The 16,102-nt window shown below is 70.3% G+C and carries 17 protein-coding genes; 8 read left to right on the forward strand and 9 right to left on the reverse strand.

All coding sequences use genetic code 11. The annotated features are described in order from the left end of the window. Positions 1-43 precede the first annotated feature (43 nt). Positions 44-811 (forward strand): type I methionyl aminopeptidase, encoded by a 768-nt coding sequence (map, locus tag GUY59_RS23180; protein WP_138199773.1) that lies wholly within the window; start codon positions 44-46, stop codon positions 809-811. Here the strand turns inward: map and GUY59_RS23185 are convergent. Together GUY59_RS23185 and GUY59_RS48895 are read right to left on the reverse strand one after the other, a co-directional pair. Beyond that, the gene (locus GUY59_RS23185) at positions 798-1,502 is read right to left on the reverse strand and encodes a hypothetical protein (protein ID WP_236667422.1); all 705 of its coding nucleotides are present in this window, start codon (positions 1,500-1,502) and stop codon (positions 798-800) included. The genes map and GUY59_RS23185 overlap by 14 nt on opposite strands. Positions 1,503-1,548: 46 nt before the next feature. Continuing rightward, a complete protein-coding gene (locus GUY59_RS48895; protein ID WP_236667423.1) occupies positions 1,549-1,818 on the reverse strand; it encodes a hypothetical protein in 270 nt (89 codons plus the stop codon). Between the two features lie 260 nt (positions 1,819-2,078). Here GUY59_RS48895 and GUY59_RS23190 point away from each other — a divergent pair, with 260 nt between their 5' ends. Further along, a complete protein-coding gene (locus GUY59_RS23190; protein ID WP_138199774.1) occupies positions 2,079-2,360 on the forward strand; it encodes a hypothetical protein in 282 nt (93 codons plus the stop codon). Positions 2,361-2,376: 16 nt separating this feature from the next. On the opposite strand, the gene GUY59_RS23195 is transcribed toward GUY59_RS23190, so the two are convergent. Further along, positions 2,377-3,357, reverse strand: a complete 981-nt coding sequence (locus GUY59_RS23195; RefSeq protein WP_138199775.1) for an adenosine deaminase — start codon at positions 3,355-3,357, stop codon at positions 2,377-2,379. A 171-nt stretch (positions 3,358-3,528) separates the two neighbouring features. Here GUY59_RS23195 and GUY59_RS23200 point away from each other — a divergent pair, with 171 nt between their 5' ends. Further along, the gene (locus GUY59_RS23200) at positions 3,529-4,704 is read left to right on the forward strand and encodes a PucR family transcriptional regulator (RefSeq protein WP_138199776.1); all 1,176 of its coding nucleotides are present in this window, start codon (positions 3,529-3,531) and stop codon (positions 4,702-4,704) included. On the opposite strand, the gene GUY59_RS23205 is transcribed toward GUY59_RS23200, so the two are convergent. Next, positions 4,669-5,850, reverse strand: a complete 1,182-nt coding sequence (locus GUY59_RS23205) for an amidohydrolase family protein (RefSeq protein WP_138199777.1) — start codon at positions 5,848-5,850, stop codon at positions 4,669-4,671. The two genes, GUY59_RS23200 and GUY59_RS23205, sit on opposite strands and share 36 nt — an antisense overlap. A gap of 217 nt (positions 5,851-6,067) precedes the next feature. Between GUY59_RS23205 and GUY59_RS23210 the strand changes: the two genes are divergently transcribed. Genes GUY59_RS23210 through GUY59_RS23225 form a run of 4 tightly spaced genes read left to right on the forward strand, consistent with a single transcriptional unit; the run spans position 6,068 to position 9,421 of the window. Next, complete coding sequence (locus GUY59_RS23210; protein WP_138199778.1) at positions 6,068-7,120, forward strand: ABC transporter substrate-binding protein; 1,053 nt, start codon at positions 6,068-6,070, stop codon at positions 7,118-7,120. After that, positions 7,117-7,893: an ABC transporter ATP-binding protein gene (locus GUY59_RS23215; protein ID WP_132333982.1), complete on the forward strand. Its 777-nt coding sequence runs from the start codon at positions 7,117-7,119 to the stop codon at positions 7,891-7,893. Before GUY59_RS23210 ends, GUY59_RS23215 begins: the two co-directional genes overlap by 4 nt. Next, positions 7,890-8,639, forward strand: a complete 750-nt coding sequence (locus GUY59_RS23220) for an ABC transporter permease (RefSeq protein ID WP_132333981.1) — start codon at positions 7,890-7,892, stop codon at positions 8,637-8,639. The genes GUY59_RS23215 and GUY59_RS23220 overlap by 4 nt, the downstream gene beginning before the upstream one ends. After that, the gene (locus tag GUY59_RS23225) at positions 8,636-9,421 is read left to right on the forward strand and encodes an ABC transporter permease (RefSeq protein WP_138199779.1); all 786 of its coding nucleotides are present in this window, start codon (positions 8,636-8,638) and stop codon (positions 9,419-9,421) included. Before GUY59_RS23220 ends, GUY59_RS23225 begins: the two co-directional genes overlap by 4 nt. A 124-nt stretch (positions 9,422-9,545) precedes the next feature. Here GUY59_RS23225 and GUY59_RS23230 read toward each other — a convergent pair whose 3' ends face one another. The 5 genes from GUY59_RS23230 to GUY59_RS23250 all read right to left on the reverse strand — a co-directional run bounded on the left by GUY59_RS23230 (position 9,546) and on the right by GUY59_RS23250 (position 15,111). Beyond that, positions 9,546-10,298 (reverse strand): CAP domain-containing protein, encoded by a 753-nt coding sequence (locus GUY59_RS23230; RefSeq protein ID WP_138199780.1) that lies wholly within the window; start codon positions 10,296-10,298, stop codon positions 9,546-9,548. A 174-nt stretch (positions 10,299-10,472) separates the two neighbouring features. Continuing rightward, a complete protein-coding gene (dacB, locus tag GUY59_RS23235; RefSeq protein WP_138199781.1) occupies positions 10,473-12,017 on the reverse strand; it encodes a D-alanyl-D-alanine carboxypeptidase/D-alanyl-D-alanine endopeptidase in 1,545 nt (514 codons plus the stop codon). A 112-nt stretch (positions 12,018-12,129) separates the two neighbouring features. Then, positions 12,130-12,678 (reverse strand): DUF1707 and FHA domain-containing protein, encoded by a 549-nt coding sequence (locus tag GUY59_RS23240; protein WP_132333977.1) that lies wholly within the window; start codon positions 12,676-12,678, stop codon positions 12,130-12,132. Positions 12,679-12,808: 130 nt separating this feature from the next. Next, complete coding sequence (locus tag GUY59_RS23245; protein WP_138199782.1) at positions 12,809-14,170, reverse strand: MFS transporter; 1,362 nt, start codon at positions 14,168-14,170, stop codon at positions 12,809-12,811. An 86-nt stretch (positions 14,171-14,256) separates the two neighbouring features. Beyond that, the gene (locus GUY59_RS23250) at positions 14,257-15,111 is read right to left on the reverse strand and encodes a hypothetical protein (protein WP_132333975.1); all 855 of its coding nucleotides are present in this window, start codon (positions 15,109-15,111) and stop codon (positions 14,257-14,259) included. Positions 15,112-15,353: 242 nt separating this feature from the next. Between GUY59_RS23250 and GUY59_RS23255 the strand changes: the two genes are divergently transcribed. Beyond that, positions 15,354-16,102: hydroxyacid dehydrogenase (locus GUY59_RS23255; RefSeq protein WP_281283663.1), on the forward strand; the 749-nt coding region annotated here is incomplete at its 3' end.

Consider the following 16,102-nt stretch of genomic DNA (forward strand, 5'->3'; position numbering starts at 1 on the left):
TGTGTGATAGTAATACCGGTATAGTTATCGACGAGGAGGCGCCGTGATCGAGCTCAAGTCAGCCGGTGAGATAGCCGCGATGCGGGAGGCGGGCAAGGTGGTGGCCGCCGTGCACGCGGCGGTGCGGGAGCGGGCAGGCATCGGGGTGACGCTGAAGCAGCTCGACGAGGTGGCGAGGACCGTCATCGAGGAGGCCCGCGCGGGGGCGTCGTTCCTCGGTTATCACCCGTCGTTCGGCGCGATGCCCTATCCCGGAGTGATCTGCACCTCCGTCAACGGGGTGATGCTGCACGGCCTCCCGACACCGTACCGGCTGCGTGACGGCGACCTGATCAGCATCGACTGCGGGGCGTACGTCGACGGCTGGCACGCAGACGGCACCGTCAGCTTCACCGTGGGCCACCCCCGCGACGAGGACCTCAAGATGATCAAAGTCGCCGAGGAGACGCTGGCCGCGGGTATCGAGGCGGCTCTGCCCGGCGGCAGGATGGGCGACATCGGGCACGCCATGTCCGCGGTCGGCCGCGGCGCGGGCTACGGCATGCAGAACGACTTCGGCGGCCACGGCATCGGCCGGGCCATGCACGAGTCGCCGTTCGTGCCCAACGAGGCGCGCGGTGGCCGCGGCCTGCGGCTGCGTACCGGCCTGGTCATCGCGATCGAGCCGAGCCTGATGGCCGGGGGCGGCGACGCCTACTACATGGCCGACGACGGGTGGTCGGTGTGCTCGGGCGACGACAGCCGGAGCGTGCACGTCGAGCACACGGTCGCCATCACCGACGACGGCCCGGTCGTCCTCACCGTCCCGTAGGCTCCCACATCCCGAACAGGAACCTCGTCACCCGGGTCCTGCGTACCAGGACGTCGTAGACGGCCACCGTCAGCCCCAGTGACAAGGCCACGATCACCACATATTCGACCAGGATTGCCGCCTGCCAGCCGGCCACGTGGAAGGCCACGGCCACGACGATCGGCTGGTGCAGGATGTAGAGCGGCAGCACGGCGGGCGCCAGGTAGGCCGACAGCCGGTTCACCCCCACCAGCATCGGCACGGCTCCCGCGACAGCCGCGATCCACCGGGTCCGCCGCATCGCCGCGCGGAAGCGGGGATCGGTCACGAGCAGGAAGCCGTACAGGAAGAACGCCAGGTACGCCCAGCGGTCCCAGCCGCCGAAGGCCTCTTCGAGGCGGGCGAGCGCGCAGATCGCCGCGATCGGCAGGCCGAGCAGCAGGATCGCGCCACGCGGCTGCGAGAGCGCGACGAGCCGTTCGCGCCGGCGCAGCGCCCGGCCGCGCGGCACCCACCGCGCCAGCGGCGCGAGCACGAGCGAGAACGTCAGCAGCAGCACCACGAACCACAGGTGCCCGGTCTCGAAGTACGTCCCCTCCACGACGAACGGGAAGTCGCCCGGATCCGGCCGCACGGAGAAGAACTTCGGCAGGAACTCCAGATAGGACTCGTGGTAGCCGGGATCGGCCCGCAGCCGCAGCCACTGAGGCACCGGCGCATCGTGACCAGGGCGAACAGCAGCGGCACGCCCAGCCGGGCTAAGCGCTCCACGGCGAACCCGCCGGGCCCCGGCGGCGCGGGGAGTGCCAGGCTCCCAGCCCGGCGATCAGGAAGAGCAGCGGCATCGCCCAGATCACGCAGAGCGCCGCGATGACGAACGTGATGTCGGTCGTCTCCGCGTTCTTGACGTAGAAGTCGTCGCGCGAGTCGAACACCAGCGACGCGTGGAAGAACACCAGCCCGACCACCACGAGGGCGCGCACGGCGTCGAGTTCGGTACGCCGGCCGGTATCGGCCCCTGTGGTCATGACTGCCTCCCGTGACACGCACCAGTCTGGGCGGCGTGGGCCGGCGCGCCATGGTCGCGAATCGGTCAAGAGTTGATCTTCGGCTCCTCGCGGGAGCGCATCTGATCGTCAAGCTGGATGATCTCCGGCCTGGCTTCGCCAGGCGCCGGTTTCGACCCGGTCAAGAGCGCAGATGCCGGAGTTTGTCGAAGAGAACGGCCGGGCAGATCTTCCCCCGGTAGCTACAGAGAGTAGTCAATCGGTATCAGAGGGGATAAGACATGTACAGATCAGGGCTCATCCTGGCCGGGCTCGTCGGAGGGCTGCTCCTGTCCGGCGGCTCCGCGCTCGCGGCGACGACCCAGGTTCAGATGCCCATGAACGAGGGGGACGGCGACAACAACTCGCGCGTCTTCTTCTTCTGCGGTGACGACAACACGATCGCCCGCGAGTCCTCCGCCAACCAGACCGGTCTCCTCGTCCTCAACACCGGCGACATCCTCAGCGGGATCCTCGGCCGGGGCAGCGGCGACGACATCGCTTGCTCGGCCACGACCAGCTGACGTCGGTCCTGAGCGGCTAAGAGCCAAGGGGCCTGCCCGCGGGGTGGGCCCCTTCACCGTGCCGGGGGTCGTACGCGAAGGCCGCGGCGAAGGAGCCGGCTGCGATCCGGTCGAGCTGCTCGCCCGTCATCCCCAGCTCCCGCCGCAACGCTTCGTAGTTGTCCTCGACGTAGCCGCCGAAGTAGGCCGGATCGTCGGAGTTGACCGTCACGACCAGCCCTTCGTCCAGCATCGCGGGCAGGATGTGGTCGCGCAGTGACGGCACCACCCCCAGCCGCACGTTCGACAGCGGGCACACCGTCAGCGGGATGCGCTCCTCCCGCAGCCTGGCCACGAGCTGCGGGTCCTCCATCGCCCTGATGCCGTGGTCGACCCGCTCCACGCCCAGCACGTCGAGCGCCTCCCACACGTAGTCGGGGCCGCCCTCCTCGCCCGCGTGCGCCACCCGGTGCAGACCCTCGGCGGCGGCGATGTCGAAGACCCGCCGGAACAATGACGGCGGATATCCCACCTCCGCGGAGTCCAGGCCCACGCCGATGAACTGCTCACGGAACGGCAGCGCCGCCCGCAGCGTGCGCTCGGCCTCCTCCGCGCCCCGGTCACGCAGGAAACACAGGATGAGCGCGGCCGGCACCTCGCCGTCACGCAGCGCCGCCGACAACCCGCCGAACACCGCCTCCAGCGGCACGCCACGGCTCGTGTGCGCCTGCGGGTCGAAGAAGATCTCCGCGTGCCGCACCCCCTGCGCGGCGGCCCGCCGCAGGTAGGCGGCGGCCAGGTCGTAGAAGTCCTCCTCGGTACGCAGGACCGCCAGGTTGTCGTAGTAGACGTCAAGGAACGAGCGTAGGTCGGCGAAGTCGTTGCGGGCGCGGACGGCCTCCACGTCGAACACGTCGAAGGCCGGCCGCTCGATCCGGTTACGCCTGGCCAGCTCGACGACGAGCTCGGGCTCAAGGGTGCCTTCGATGTGCAGGTGGAGTTCCGCCTTGGGACGCATGGCACCGAGTAAACCGGACCACCCGGCCCGGCAGATATCGTGCGAACCTCTGAACTGTCACGGGCATTTCCGTGCGGAAACCCCTCTCTGGGCGAGCCGCTGCGCTCCCGTCCGTGGTACGGACCCCGGCCGTCCCGTCCATCCGCGCGGCCTGGCATACCATCGGATTTCATGAGGCTGGCGGATCTGCTCGCACGCGACGACCTGCGGCTGACGCTGGTGGCAGGCGAGGAGGCACTCGATCGCGAGATCCGCCGCGCCTACCCGACCGACCTGCCCGATCCCCGCCGCTACCTGCAGTCCGGCGACCTCGTGCTGACCAGCGGGGTGTGGTATTCCGAGCCGTCCGACTGCGAGCGCTTCGCCGAGGCGCTGTGGGCGAGCGACGCGGCCGGCCTGGTCGTGGGCCTCATCGTGCTCGGCGAGCTGCCGCGGGAACTGGTCAAGGCGTGCGAGCTGCGCCGGCTGCCGCTGCTGCTGGCGGCTCCCGACCAGTCGTTCGGCGCGGTCACCGAGGTGGTGACGGTCGAGGGGTTCGCCGCCGAGCAGCGCAGGGCCGAGCGGGTCAGGGCGCAGACGCTGCTCGACGTCCTCGGCCAGATCCCGCCCGGCGAGGTCTCGGCGCATCTGCGGCTGCTCGGCGCCGACCCTGGCCTGCCGACGGCGGCCATGGTGGTCACCCGGACCGGCGGTCCCGAGCACGACCTGCCGGAGTTGCTGCACGAGGGGCTGGCGAGGAGAGGACGGCACCTGATCGTCGGCGGCACGCCGCGCGAGGCGATCGTGCTGGTCAACGGCCGGGCCTCGCGCAGGAGCCTGGCCGACGAGCTGCGCGACCTGGTCGCCGGCCCCGGGAGCGGCCCTCGGATAAGCCCCGGGACAAGCCCCGGAATAAGGATCGCGGCCGGGATCAGCGAGATGGTGCCCAGCGTGTCGCGGCTCGGCGAGGCGCTGGAGACGGCCAGGCGCGGCATGGAGTCCGCCAGGGGCGGCCCCGGCCCCGTGTCGATCATGTCGGTGGCCGACATCGACAGCTTCGAACTGCTGCTGGCCTCACTGCCGGTCGGAGTCCGTCGGTCCTTCCGCGACCGCCTGCTCGCGCCCGTCGAGGACTACGACGCGCGGCACGGCTCCGAGCTGTTGCGCACGCTCGACCTGTTTCTGGAGACCTGCGGGTCGTGGCAGCGCACGGCCGACGAGCTGTACGTGCACGTCAACACGCTGCGTTACCGGATGCAGCGGATCGAGGAGCTGACCGGGCGGCGCATGTCGTCGATGCGCGACCGTACGGACCTCTATCTCGCGCTGCGGTCAGGGCAGCGCGCCCGCGACGACGGCGCCTCGTGACACGACGGCCACGATGTTGCCGGTGGCCAGGTCGTCGATGCGTTCCCACGGCCGGCCGCGCAGCACGATGAGGTCGGCGCCCAGCCCGGGTGCGATCCGGCCGACGGGCATGCCGATCGAGTCGGCGGCGTCGGAGGTGGCCGCGCGCAGCGCCGACGCCGCGTCCATGCCGAGGATCCTCGCCATGTGGCGGACCTCAGCGAGCTGGTCGCCGAACTGCACGTGGTGGCCGTTGGCGTCGGTGCCCAGCACGAACCGTACGCCGAGCGCGGCCGCCTGGGCGAGCAGCACGTCGCGGGCGGCGACCAGTTCGGCGGCCTTGGCCCTGGCCTCCGGGGTGACCGGGACCCGGCCTTCGGCGATGGCCTCGTTGATGAGCAGTGTCGGCGCCACGGGGGTGCGGCGGGCGGCCAGGACCTCGGCCAGGTCGGTGCTCAGGAGGGTGCCGTGCTCGATCGAGTCGACGCCCTCCTCGACGGCGACCCGGATGCCCTCCTCTGAGTGGGCGTGGGAGGCGACCGGCATGCCGAGCGCGTGGGCCTCGTCGACGACGGCTCCGATCTCGTCGCGGGTGTAGTTGCGCCAGGCGTTCCTGTCGCCGATCGACAACACGCCGCCGCTGGTGGTGAGCTTGATGCCGTCCATGCCGGCCCTGGCCCAGGTGCGTACGAGCTTGCGGCATTCGTCGGGCCCGTCGGCCGTGGGCTTGCGCAGCGGCGAGGCCGGCGGCACGAAGAGATCGTTGTGCCCCGCGGTCATCCCCACGACGCCGTGCACCTGGACGCGCGGTCCCTGCAGCACCCCGGCGTCGAAGGCCCGGCGCAGCGCGACCTGGGCCTCGTCGCCGGCGAGGTCGCGCAGCGTCGTGACGCCGTGCCGCATGGCCCGCTGGGCGTGGGCCACGCCGTGCAGCACCTGTTCGTCGCGCGTGGTGACCAGCGGCCAGGTGGCGAAGTCGGGCGGGTCGCCGGGGCCGGCGTGGCCGATCAGGTGCACGTGCGTGTCCACCAGGCCGGGGATGACGCACAGGTCGTCGTGGCGCGGCGCGGCCGGGCTCACGTCGATGATCCGGTCGGGCTCCCAGCTCAGGTCGACAGGGCCGCGAAGTTCGGTACCGTCCCAAAGGGGGATTCCGTCAAGTCTCATTTCACGCCCGACGCTACCGGAGCCCCTGGCTTGCTGGAGGGATCTACGGTCCTGGCCCCGCACTCTCGTAGGGACCTACAGGGGCCGCCAGCGGTTTTCCCGCGATGCCGGGCAATGGCCGTCCACCGACCGAGAAGTCCTAAAATACCGTCACTTGATGGTAATAATCGGTAGATAACGTCCTGACCTGCACCTTCACGGCCGCTCAAGGAGAATCATGGCTACCTTCGACCGTCGCGCGTTCCTGCGGACGACAGGGCTGGCCGGTCTGGCGCTCGGTCTGGCCGCCTGCGGCGACAGCGGCTCGCCCGCCGGCTCCTCCTCCGGCGGCGGGCTGGGCTCGGTCAAGCTCCAGCTCTCCTGGAAGAAGAACGTCGAGTTCGCCGGCGAATACTTCGCCGACAGCAAGGGCTACTACAAGGCGGCCGGGTTCTCCCAGGTTGAGCTGCTGTCGGGCGGCGGTTCCGGCACCTCGGTCGAGTCGGGACTGGCCACCGGGCGCTGCTGGGCGGGCCTGTCCGCGCCCACCATCACCGCCCCCGCCGTGCTGCAGGGCGCTCCACTGAAGATCGTCGGCGCGACCTTCCAGAAGAACCCGTTCGCCGTCATCTCCCTGAGCGAGAACCCGATCGAGAGCGCCAAGGACCTGCCCGGCAAGAAGATCGGCGTCCAGGACTCCAACGAGCTGGTCTGGAACGCACTGCTCAAGGCCAACGGCATCGACGAGGGCAGCGTGACGCGGGTGCCGTTCCAGTCCGACCCCTCGATGCTGACCTCCGGGCAGCTCGACGGCTACGTCGGCTTCGTCACCAGCGGCCCCGTACGCCTGAGGATGGAGGGCCACGACGCCACGCACCTGCTGCTCGCCGACGCCGGCCTGCCGCTGGTCGCCGAGACGTTCACGGTCACCCAGGAGACGATCGACAACGAGCGCGACAAGCTCAAGGCGTTCCTGACGGCCGAGATCAAGGGGTGGAAGGACGCCGTCGCCGACCCGGCCAGGTCGGCCGAGCTGGCCGCCACCGTCTACGGCAAGGACCAGAACCTCGACGTCAAGGAGCAGACCGAGGAGGCCAAGATGCAGAACGAGCTCGTCGTCACCCCCGACGTCAAGGCCAACGGGCTGTTCACGATGACGCCGGAGCTGATCGAGCAGAACATCGCCTCGCTGGCCAAGGCCGGCCTGACCATCAAGGCCGAGCAGTTGTTCGACCTGAGCGTGCTCGACGAGATCTACAAGGCTGACCCGAGCCTGAAGAAGCCGGCATGAGCGAGCCCGTCGAGGGACACGGCACCGGCATCAGCGTCACCGGGCTGAGCAAGACGTTCGGCAAGGGCGTGACCGCCGTCGACGGCGTGGACCTGCGCACGCCGAAGGGCTCGTTCCTGTCGCTGCTCGGCCCGTCCGGCTGCGGCAAGTCGACGGTGCTGCGCATCCTCGCCGGCCTGGAGCAGCCCACCAGCGGCGAGATCCGGGTGAACGGCGAGACGCCCGCGGAACTGCGCAGGAGCCACCACCTCGGCATCGCCTTCCAGGACGCGGCCCTGCTGGCCTGGCGCAGTGTCGCGGCCAACATCCGGCTGCCGCTGGAGGTCGCCGGGATCAGGCCCGAGCCCGGTGTCATCGACGACCTGATCAAGCTGGTCGGCCTCGAAGGGTTCGAGAAGGCCAGGCCCGCCGAGTTGTCGGGCGGCATGCGCCAGCGCGTCTCCATCGCCCGCGCGCTCGTCGTCAAACCCAGCGTGCTGCTGCTCGACGAGCCGTTCGGCGCCCTGGACGACATGACCAGGCAGCGGCTCAACCTGGAACTGCTGCGCATCTGGACGGAGAAGCCCGCCACCACGCTGATGGTCACCCACGGCATCGGCGAGGCGATCTTCCTGTCGGACGTGGTCGCCGTCATGAGCCCGCGTCCCGGCCGCATCGTCGAGCTGGTGGAGATCGGCCTGCCGCGCCCGCGCACGCCAGGCATGATGCGTACGCCGGAGTTCCACGCCCTCCACGACCACCTCAGCGACCTGCTGTTCGGGCACGCCTCATGAGAAGGGCGCAGGGGCTGGCCGGTGTGCTCGCCCTCGTCGTGTTGTGGTGGCTGCTGGCCGTGACGGTGTTCGCCGGTGGCGGCGCGGTGCCCACGCCGTGGGCCGTGCTGGCCTCGATGGGCGACGACGGCTGGGCCTTCTACGGCCCCAACCTCACCGCCACCGTGTCCGCCGCCGCGCAGGGCTTCCTGTGGGGCAACGGGCCGGCCATCGGCGTGGCGCTGCTGGTGCTGCTCGTGCCCCGGCTCGAAGCCGTCGCCACCCAGCTCGCCGTGATCAGCTACTGCGTTCCGCTGCTCGCGATCGGCCCCATCGTGCTGGTCGTCTTCGGCGGCGAGGCCACCGTGGTGTTCCTCGCCGCCATCTCCGTCTTCTTCACCACGCTCATCGGCGCCCTGCTCGGGCTGCGCTCCGCCGACCGGGCCGGCCTCGACCTCGTCACCGTCTACGGCGGTGGCCGCCTGGCCAGGCTGCGGTACGTGCAGATCATCTCGGCCCTGCCCAGCACGTTCGCCGGGCTGAAGATCTCCGCGCCCTCCGCGCTGCTCGGGGCGATCATCGGCGAATACCTCGGCAGCAACGACCAGGGGCTCGGCGTCTCCCTGATGATCTCCCAGCAGCAGTTCCAGGTGCCGCGCACCTGGGGGCTGGCGCTCGTCGCCGGGCTGGTCGCAGGTCTCGGATACGCCGCCGTCGCGCTCGTCGCCCGCGTGGTCACCCCCTGGTCGAGAGGCGAGGCGCAGTGATCGGCCGTACCATCCTGCGGGTCGTCGGGCCCCTCGCGCCCTGTGTGGTCATCGTCGTGGCCGCGTGGTGGCTGGCGCTGGAGGCGTTCGGCATCAGCCCGCTCGTGGGCAAGCGCCCGCCCCAGGTGTGGGAATACCTGACCGCGTCGCAGGCGCACCGCGAGGCCGTGTTCGGCGCGCTGGGCATCACCGTCAGGGACGCCGCCATCGGGTTCGCCTCGGGAATGGTCGCCGCGATGACCGTCGCGGTGACGTTCGTGTTGTTCAGGACCGTCGAGCAGACGTTCATGCCGGTCGCGATGTTGCTGCGCTCGGTGCCGCTCGTGGTGATGACGCCGCTGATCACGCTGATCTTCGGCAGGGACCTGCCGGGCGTCGCCGTCATCGGCGGCATCGTGGTGTTCTTCCCGGCGCTGGTGAACATCGTCTTCGGGCTGAGATCGGCCTCGCCGCAGGCCACCGACCTGGTCCTGGCCTACGGCGGCACCCGCATGACCGTCCTGCGCAAGGTGGCCGTGCCGACCGCGATGCCCTCGGTCTTCGCCGCGGCAAGGATCTCGGTGCCGGCCTCGATCATCGGCGCGCTCATCGCCGAATGGCTGGCCACCGGCGAGGGGATCGGCGCGGAGATCCTGCGGGCGATCGGCGGGTTTCGCTACGACGAGGTGTGGGCGGACATCGTGGTGGTCACGGCCGTGTCCATCCTCGCGTACGCGGTCGTCGGCGTCGTCGAGTCGCTGGTGCTGGCCCGCTTCTCCGACCGGCCCGGCACCCAAGGGTGACACGGGCCCGGCCGCGGTCATTTGTGCGGGGGAGAGACGCGGCCGGGCCCGCCCGGAGGGGAGCGTGTGGGCGTGCGATGGTAACCGGCGGGTGAGGCCGGTGAAGCCCGACGCTCCCGTGGCTTCAGCGGGTGGCGAAGATCTGGGTCCAGGCCTGTCCCTTGGTGCTGTATCCGACGCCGATGTGGGTGAACGAGCAGTTGAGGATGTTCTTGCGGTGGCCTGGGCTCTTCAGCCAGTCCTTGAGCACGGTGGCGGCGGCCGGGTAGCCCATGGCGACGTTCTCGGCGATCAGGCTGTAGGGAAAGTTGACGGCCTTGATGCGCTCGCCGAACGTGCGCCCGCCTGAGGTGTGCTTGAGCCGCCCCTTGGCCCCCATGTCCGCCGAGTGGCGTTCGGCGGCCAGGTGCAGCCTGGGGTCGTGGGTGAGGGGCCTGCAGTCACCGCCGGCCCGCGCCTTGTTGGTCAGCTTGACCAGGGCCTCCTCGCCCGCCGATGCGAACTTGCCGCACGCCAGCCGGGCCGTGCCCGACTTGGCGGTGTGGCCCTTGGCGTCGAGCGCGACCACGTAGTAGGTGCGCGGGGTGGTGGTGCAGCGCACTCTCGCGGTGATCGAGCCGGTTTCGATGGTCTTGGAGCCGCTCTTGAGCACCCGGTCGGGGCCGGAGGCGGCCATCGCGACGCGTACCCGGAGCAGGGCCTTGCCGGAGCAGCCCGACCTGGTGGCCGTGCCGCGGACGAAGCCGTTGGAGATCGTCGGCTTGGCCGCGGTCACCCGGCAGGCCTGCGCGCCGGTGGCCGCCTGCGCGGCCGGTGCGGGGAAGGTCAGCGCCGCCAGACTCCCTAGGCAGGCCCATGCCTTGAGCTGTCCGCGCATTCTCTCCTCCGGGTCGGCCGTGTGCACACAAGGTCGAACCGCATTCTGGCGCTCAAAGGTCGGCTTTGTCCTGAAAAGACCGCTCCAAGTGGCTAAATCGTGATCCAGTGCGCGTAGCCGGGTAAACCGCGGCGGCCCCCTGCGCGTCAGGGAGCCGCCTTCGTCATACGGTGATCAGCACTGCGCGGGCTTCAACCACGAGCACTCCAGGTCGCCCGCCGGTCCCGGGTCCGACGCGCGCAGCTCGACCGGCTCGCCGCTCGCCGAGGCGCGCGAGAACTGAGCGAGCCGTACGGCGATCTTGTCCTCGATGTCCTTCGGCGAGCCCGACAGGTACTGGTTGAGCATGATCGAGAAGATCAGCGGCTCGCCGTCGGCACTGGTGACGTAGCCGGACAACGCCGTCACCCCGGTCAGCGAGCCCGTCTTGGCGTGCACGTTGCCCGCGGCGGGGGTGCCGGCCATCCGGCTGCGCAGGGTGCCGCCGACGAAACGCTCGGACTCGCCCGCGATGGGCAGCGACTTGTACCAGGTGTCGAACCACGGCTTGCCGCGTACGGCAGACAGGAACTGCACGATCGAGCCGGGCGAGAAGCCGTCGCGGCGCGACAACCCCGAGCCGTCCCGCATGTTGATCACCTGTGCGCCGTTGGTCGTGGCGAAGTCGGTGGTGACCTTGAGCCCGGCCGCCCACGTGCCCTGGTCCGCGGCCTTGCGGCCCATGGCCTTGGTGAGGATCTCGGCGTGGATGTTGTTGCTCAGCTTCATGAAAGGCACCAGCAGCTCGCCCAGCGTCATCGACTCGTGCGCGGCCAGCTCCTTGGCGCCCTTGGGGGCCGCGCCGGTCGTCGTACGGCCGAGCACCTTGACCCCGTGCCTCGCCAGCGACTCCCGGAACAACGACGAGGCGTAGGCGGTGGGGTCGTCGACGGCCACCCACTCCTGGTACGGGTCCGCGACCGTACCGGTGATCACGACGGTGCGGGTGCCGTGCTGCCGCTCGATGAGCACGTCGGTCTCGGAACCGGCCGTCGCCCTGTTGACGATCTTCAGGTAGCCGGTGTCCGGTGTCGTGGTCACCTTCACCTTGCCGTTCTCCGCGGCCACCGCGACGATCACCGAGCCGGCGTCGTAGTCCTTGTCGGGGGAGGCGGTCAGGGCCGAGATCGGGGCCGCGTAGTAGGCGGTTTCGTCGTCCCACGCCCAGTCGTTGCCGAGCCGCTGAGCGTCGAACCAGCTGTCGTCGGCCACGAGCTTGCCGGTGACGACCTTGACGCCGGCGCGGGCCACCTTGGCGGCCAGCGCGTCGTAGTCCTCGGCCAGCATGGTCGGGTCGCCGGTGCCGCGCAGCACGAGGTCGCCGGTCAGCACCTTGCCCGCCTTGCGGCCGGTGCTCAGCACGCTGGTGGTGAAGCGGTAGTCGAGCCCGAGCGTCTCGGCCGCCGCGGCCGAGGTGAACAGCTTGGTGTTGGACGCCGGGATCAGCAGCTTGCCGGCGTCGGTGGCGTACAGTTCCTCGCCGCTCTCGGCGCTCTTGACGACGACGCCCGCCCTGGCGATCGTGAGCCGTGAGTCGCTGAGGATCTGGTTGAGGTCCTGGGTCAGGTCGGCCACGCCTGCCGAGGGGTCGAGCGCGACCGCCGGGGTGGAGGGGCTGGACGCCCACGCGAGGGCCGCGACGAGCGTGCCCGCGACGAGGGATGCTGAGGTGCGCCGCATGGGGTCTCCAAATGACTGGGGGATCGCCTGCAGCATGGAGCAGCACCGTCAGCCTGTAATCCGCAAATCTCCGTATTTATCGGAGGCCGTATTTATCGGGAGGATGGAAAAGTCAGACGGACGGCTGGCTGGACGTGAGCAGGAAACCGCAGTCGCCGAAGGCGATCTCGTCGCCCGACCTGACCCGCGCGGGGCCGACCAGCCGCCACCCGTTGAGCCGGGTGCCGTTGAGCGAGCCGAGGTCGACCAGCATCCACCCGTCGCTCTCGCGCCGCAGCTCGGCGTGCACGCGGGAGACGGTCAGGTCCGACAGCACGAGGTCGCAGGCCGAGCCCCTGCCCACCACGTAACGCAGCCGTTCGTCGTCGGGCAGCGCGAGCCGGGGCAGCCGGGGCCGCCGCCACGCCGACTGCACCCTGGAGGTGAACTCCGACACCGCCGCCACCGCGTCGGTCAGCCGCTGGCGCAGTGTCGCACGCCTGGGCAGGTCGGCCACCACTTCGTCGAGTTCGTCGCGGTTGCGCGCCCTGAGCACCTGGTCGACCCGGCCCACGAACGTGTCATGGGAGATGCGGCCCTCTACGGCGCGATCTCTGAGCTCGTCGATCGCACGGTCGCGTTCCCCATCCGAGGCACGAAAGGGCGGAAGCGTGGAGCTCATGTAGCGAGTATCTTCCTGAACCGCGCCTCGTGTCCAGAATACGCGGATCGCTGGCGATGACCGTACTTCGTGCGCATGCCGGTCGTCCACGTCGGCCAGGCACACCGGCGTCGCCCCGCGGCCGGGTCGATCACGCGGGCACGTCCGGCCCCGGCGCGCCGGGTGGCGTGAGGCGGTATCTCAGCGTCACCACCACCGACGCCAGGATGATCAGCGCGGGGACCGTGGTCTGCCCGATGAGCACCGCGGTCACCGCGCTGACCGGCTGCTCGACCGGCCTGCTCGGCTCGGATTCGATGAAGCCGCCGAGCGACAGGATGACGCCGAAGATGAGCGCGCCGAACGAGCTGACCCCGCTCTCGATGGCCGTCCACAACCCGGACAGCACACCCGCCCTGCGCTTGCCGGTCCTCGCCGCGTCCACCGCGATCACGTCCGCCAGCATCGAGAACAGCAGCAGTTGCACGCCCGCGATGCCCACGCCGACGAGAAGGATCATCACGTGCGCGTACAGGGAGCCGAAGACGGGGGTGGCCATGGCCGCCGCGGTGCCGCCTCCGAACATCAGCGCGGCCAGCACCATCGCGCCGCGCTTGTCGTACCGCTTGGACAGCCGCACCCACAGCGGCATCGTCAGCAGCATCGGGCCGACCAGCGCCGCGAACAACGTCTGCGTCGCGTCCGGCGTGCCGATGGTGTAGGTGGCGAAGTACGGCGCCGCAGCCAGCATCATGCTGACGGCCAGCATCTGGGTGCAGGCCAGCGCCGTGATCCACAGGAACGGCGCGTTGCCCTTGACCGCGGCGAACTGCTCGCGCCATCCGCCCCCGTCGGGCTCGGGGGCGCCGGTCATCGGGGCGCGGGCGGTGCCGAAGAACGAGCCCAGCATCGAGACCAGCAGGATGGCCGCGATCGTGACGCCCATCAGCCGGTAGCTGCCGAGTGTGCCGTCGTCGCCCTGGCTGGTGACGATGGCGGGAGCCAGCACGCCGCTGATGGCGGTGCCCGCGCCGATGAAGATCATCCGCCACTGGAGCAGCGAGGTGCGCTCGTGGTAGTCGTGCGTCATCTCGCCCGGCATCGCCTTGTACGGCACCTCGAACAGCGCGTACGCCGTCGCGGTGGCCAGGAAGCACACTCCGACGTACAGCGCGGCGGGGACACCGGTCAGCGGCGGCCCGGCGAAGACGAGGAAGAACGCGGCGGGCAGCGTGGACGCGCCGGCGAGCATCCAGGGCCTGCGCGGGCCGAGCCGTGACCTGGTCCGGTCGGACCAGCGGCCGACCAGCGGGTTGATCACGAGGTCCCAGACCTTGGGCGCGGTCACGACCACCCCGGCCAGCCACGCGGGTACGGCGAGGAAGTTCGTCATGTAGTAGAGCAGGAGCAACCCGGGAACGGCGCCCACCGTGGCGGTGCAGAACGATCCCACCCCGTAGCCGACGCGCACGCTCCGGGGGACCGTGGAGGCGCTCGTCTCCGGTGCGATCATGCCCTCATTGAAGCCGAACAGAGCGTTGTTCGGTAGGGCCGGGTTCCGGCGTGGCGTGACGGGCCCGCGCGGGCCCGTCTCACGTGTCAGTCGCGGACGTCGGCGCACACAACGTGTGCCCCGATCTCGATCATCCGGCGTTCGCTGCGCGTGTCGGCCACCCTGGCCATGAGGATCGGCGCGCCGGACGCCGCGAACTGCGGCAGCCGGGCCCGCACCAGACGGTGCAGGTCGCGTACGACGTCTTCCGCGGCGGACATGTGCACCTTCACGTGCAACATGATGCCCGGGACGCCGGACGCGGTGCGCGCCTCGGAGATCCAGACGTGGTGCACGAGAGGGAAGTCCATCAGCAGTTGCGCGATCGCCTGCCGCAGGGCGGGCAGGATCGGATGCGTGCACCGCCGGTAGCCGGGGTCCACCTGCTGCATGGGCCCCGACAGATGCGGCCTGGGCGCGGGCACCCACGGGAACGAGGGCGCCTGGGTGGAGGGGGGCGCGACCTGGGCCAGCGCGGCACCGCGCGAGACCGTGGCCATGGCGCCCGTCGCGTAGGCGGCGGGCGCCGCCCCCGACAGCACGGGCGTCGGTCCGCTCCGCGTCGAGGTGAGGAAGCGCTGGAGATCGTCGATGGGCACGGCCGCGGCGGCTGGTCCGGCCGCGTCGATGACGATCTCCCGCACGCCGGTGACGCGCTGGATGTCCAGGATGGTGTCGGCGTCACACGCCGACAGGGAATGGCTGCCGCGGTGCCTGGCATAGGTGGCAGGGCCGGTGTAACCGAGCAGGACCCGGTCACCGGCTTGGGTCGTCCCCAGGACGACCGAGCGATCTGTTCGCACCGCCACCAGGATTCCACCGTCGGCGAGAGCGCCCAGCAGGCGATGGGGGGTGCCATGCTGGGCGAGCACGTCGGCAAGCGCAGGATTCCCGATGCTCATATGACGAACCATAGGTAGTCGGCCACGGCTTATCAGGCTAATGGCGAAGAAATCCCCCGAGCAAGACAAAGACGGCCGCGATATGGATGAGTTTGGTGTTCCGTGGGTACGGCCGCCCTTGTCTCACATCCTGGGGCTCTCGTGAACGCGTTCACAAGCGACCGTTAGACTCTGTGGGACCGTCGGGGGCCGGACGTGTGACGAGTCCCCCGAAGCCCGCCCGTCCCGGAGGATCCACACCCGTGAACAAGCCCGTCGTTCTGGTCGCAGAGGAGCTGTCCGAGGCCGGCCTCGCCGTACTCGGCGCTGATTTCGAGGTCCGCCACACCGACGGCGCCGACCGTTCCAAGCTGCTGCCCGCACTCGCCGGCGTGGACGCGCTGATCGTCCGCTCCGCCACGCAGGTCGACGCCGAGGCCATCGCCGCGGCCCCCAAGCTGCGCGTGGTCGCGCGCGCCGGCGTCGGCCTCGACAACGTCGACGTCGAGGCCGCCACCAAGGCCGGTGTCATGGTCGTCAACGCGCCGACCTCCAACATCACCAGCGCCGCCGAGCAGACCCTCGCGCTCATCCTGGCCAGCGCGCGCAACACGGCCCAGGCGCACGCCGCGCTGAAGAACGGCGAGTGGAAGCGGTCGAAGTACACCGGTGTCGAGCTCGACGAGAAGGTCGTCGGCATCCTCGGCCTCGGCAAGATCGGCCAGCTCGTGGCCCAGCGCCTGCAGCCGTTCGGCGTCGAGCTGATCGCCTACGACCCCTACCTGCCGCCGGCCCGTGCCGCGCAGATGGGCGTCAAGCTGCTGCCCCTCGACGACGTGCTCAAGCAGGCCGACTTCATCACCGTGCACCTGCCGAAGTCGAAGGAGACGATCGGGCTCATCGGCGACGACGAGCTGCACAAGGTCAAGCCCAACGTGCGCATCGTCAACGTCGCCCGCGGCGGCATCGTCGACGAGGCCGCCCTCTACTCGGCCATCAAGGAGGGGCGGGT

It is taken from the genome of Nonomuraea sp. K271, assembly GCF_009908215.1.
In the GTDB taxonomy this organism is placed as follows: Bacteria; Actinomycetota; Actinomycetes; order Streptosporangiales; family Streptosporangiaceae; genus Nonomuraea; species Nonomuraea longispora.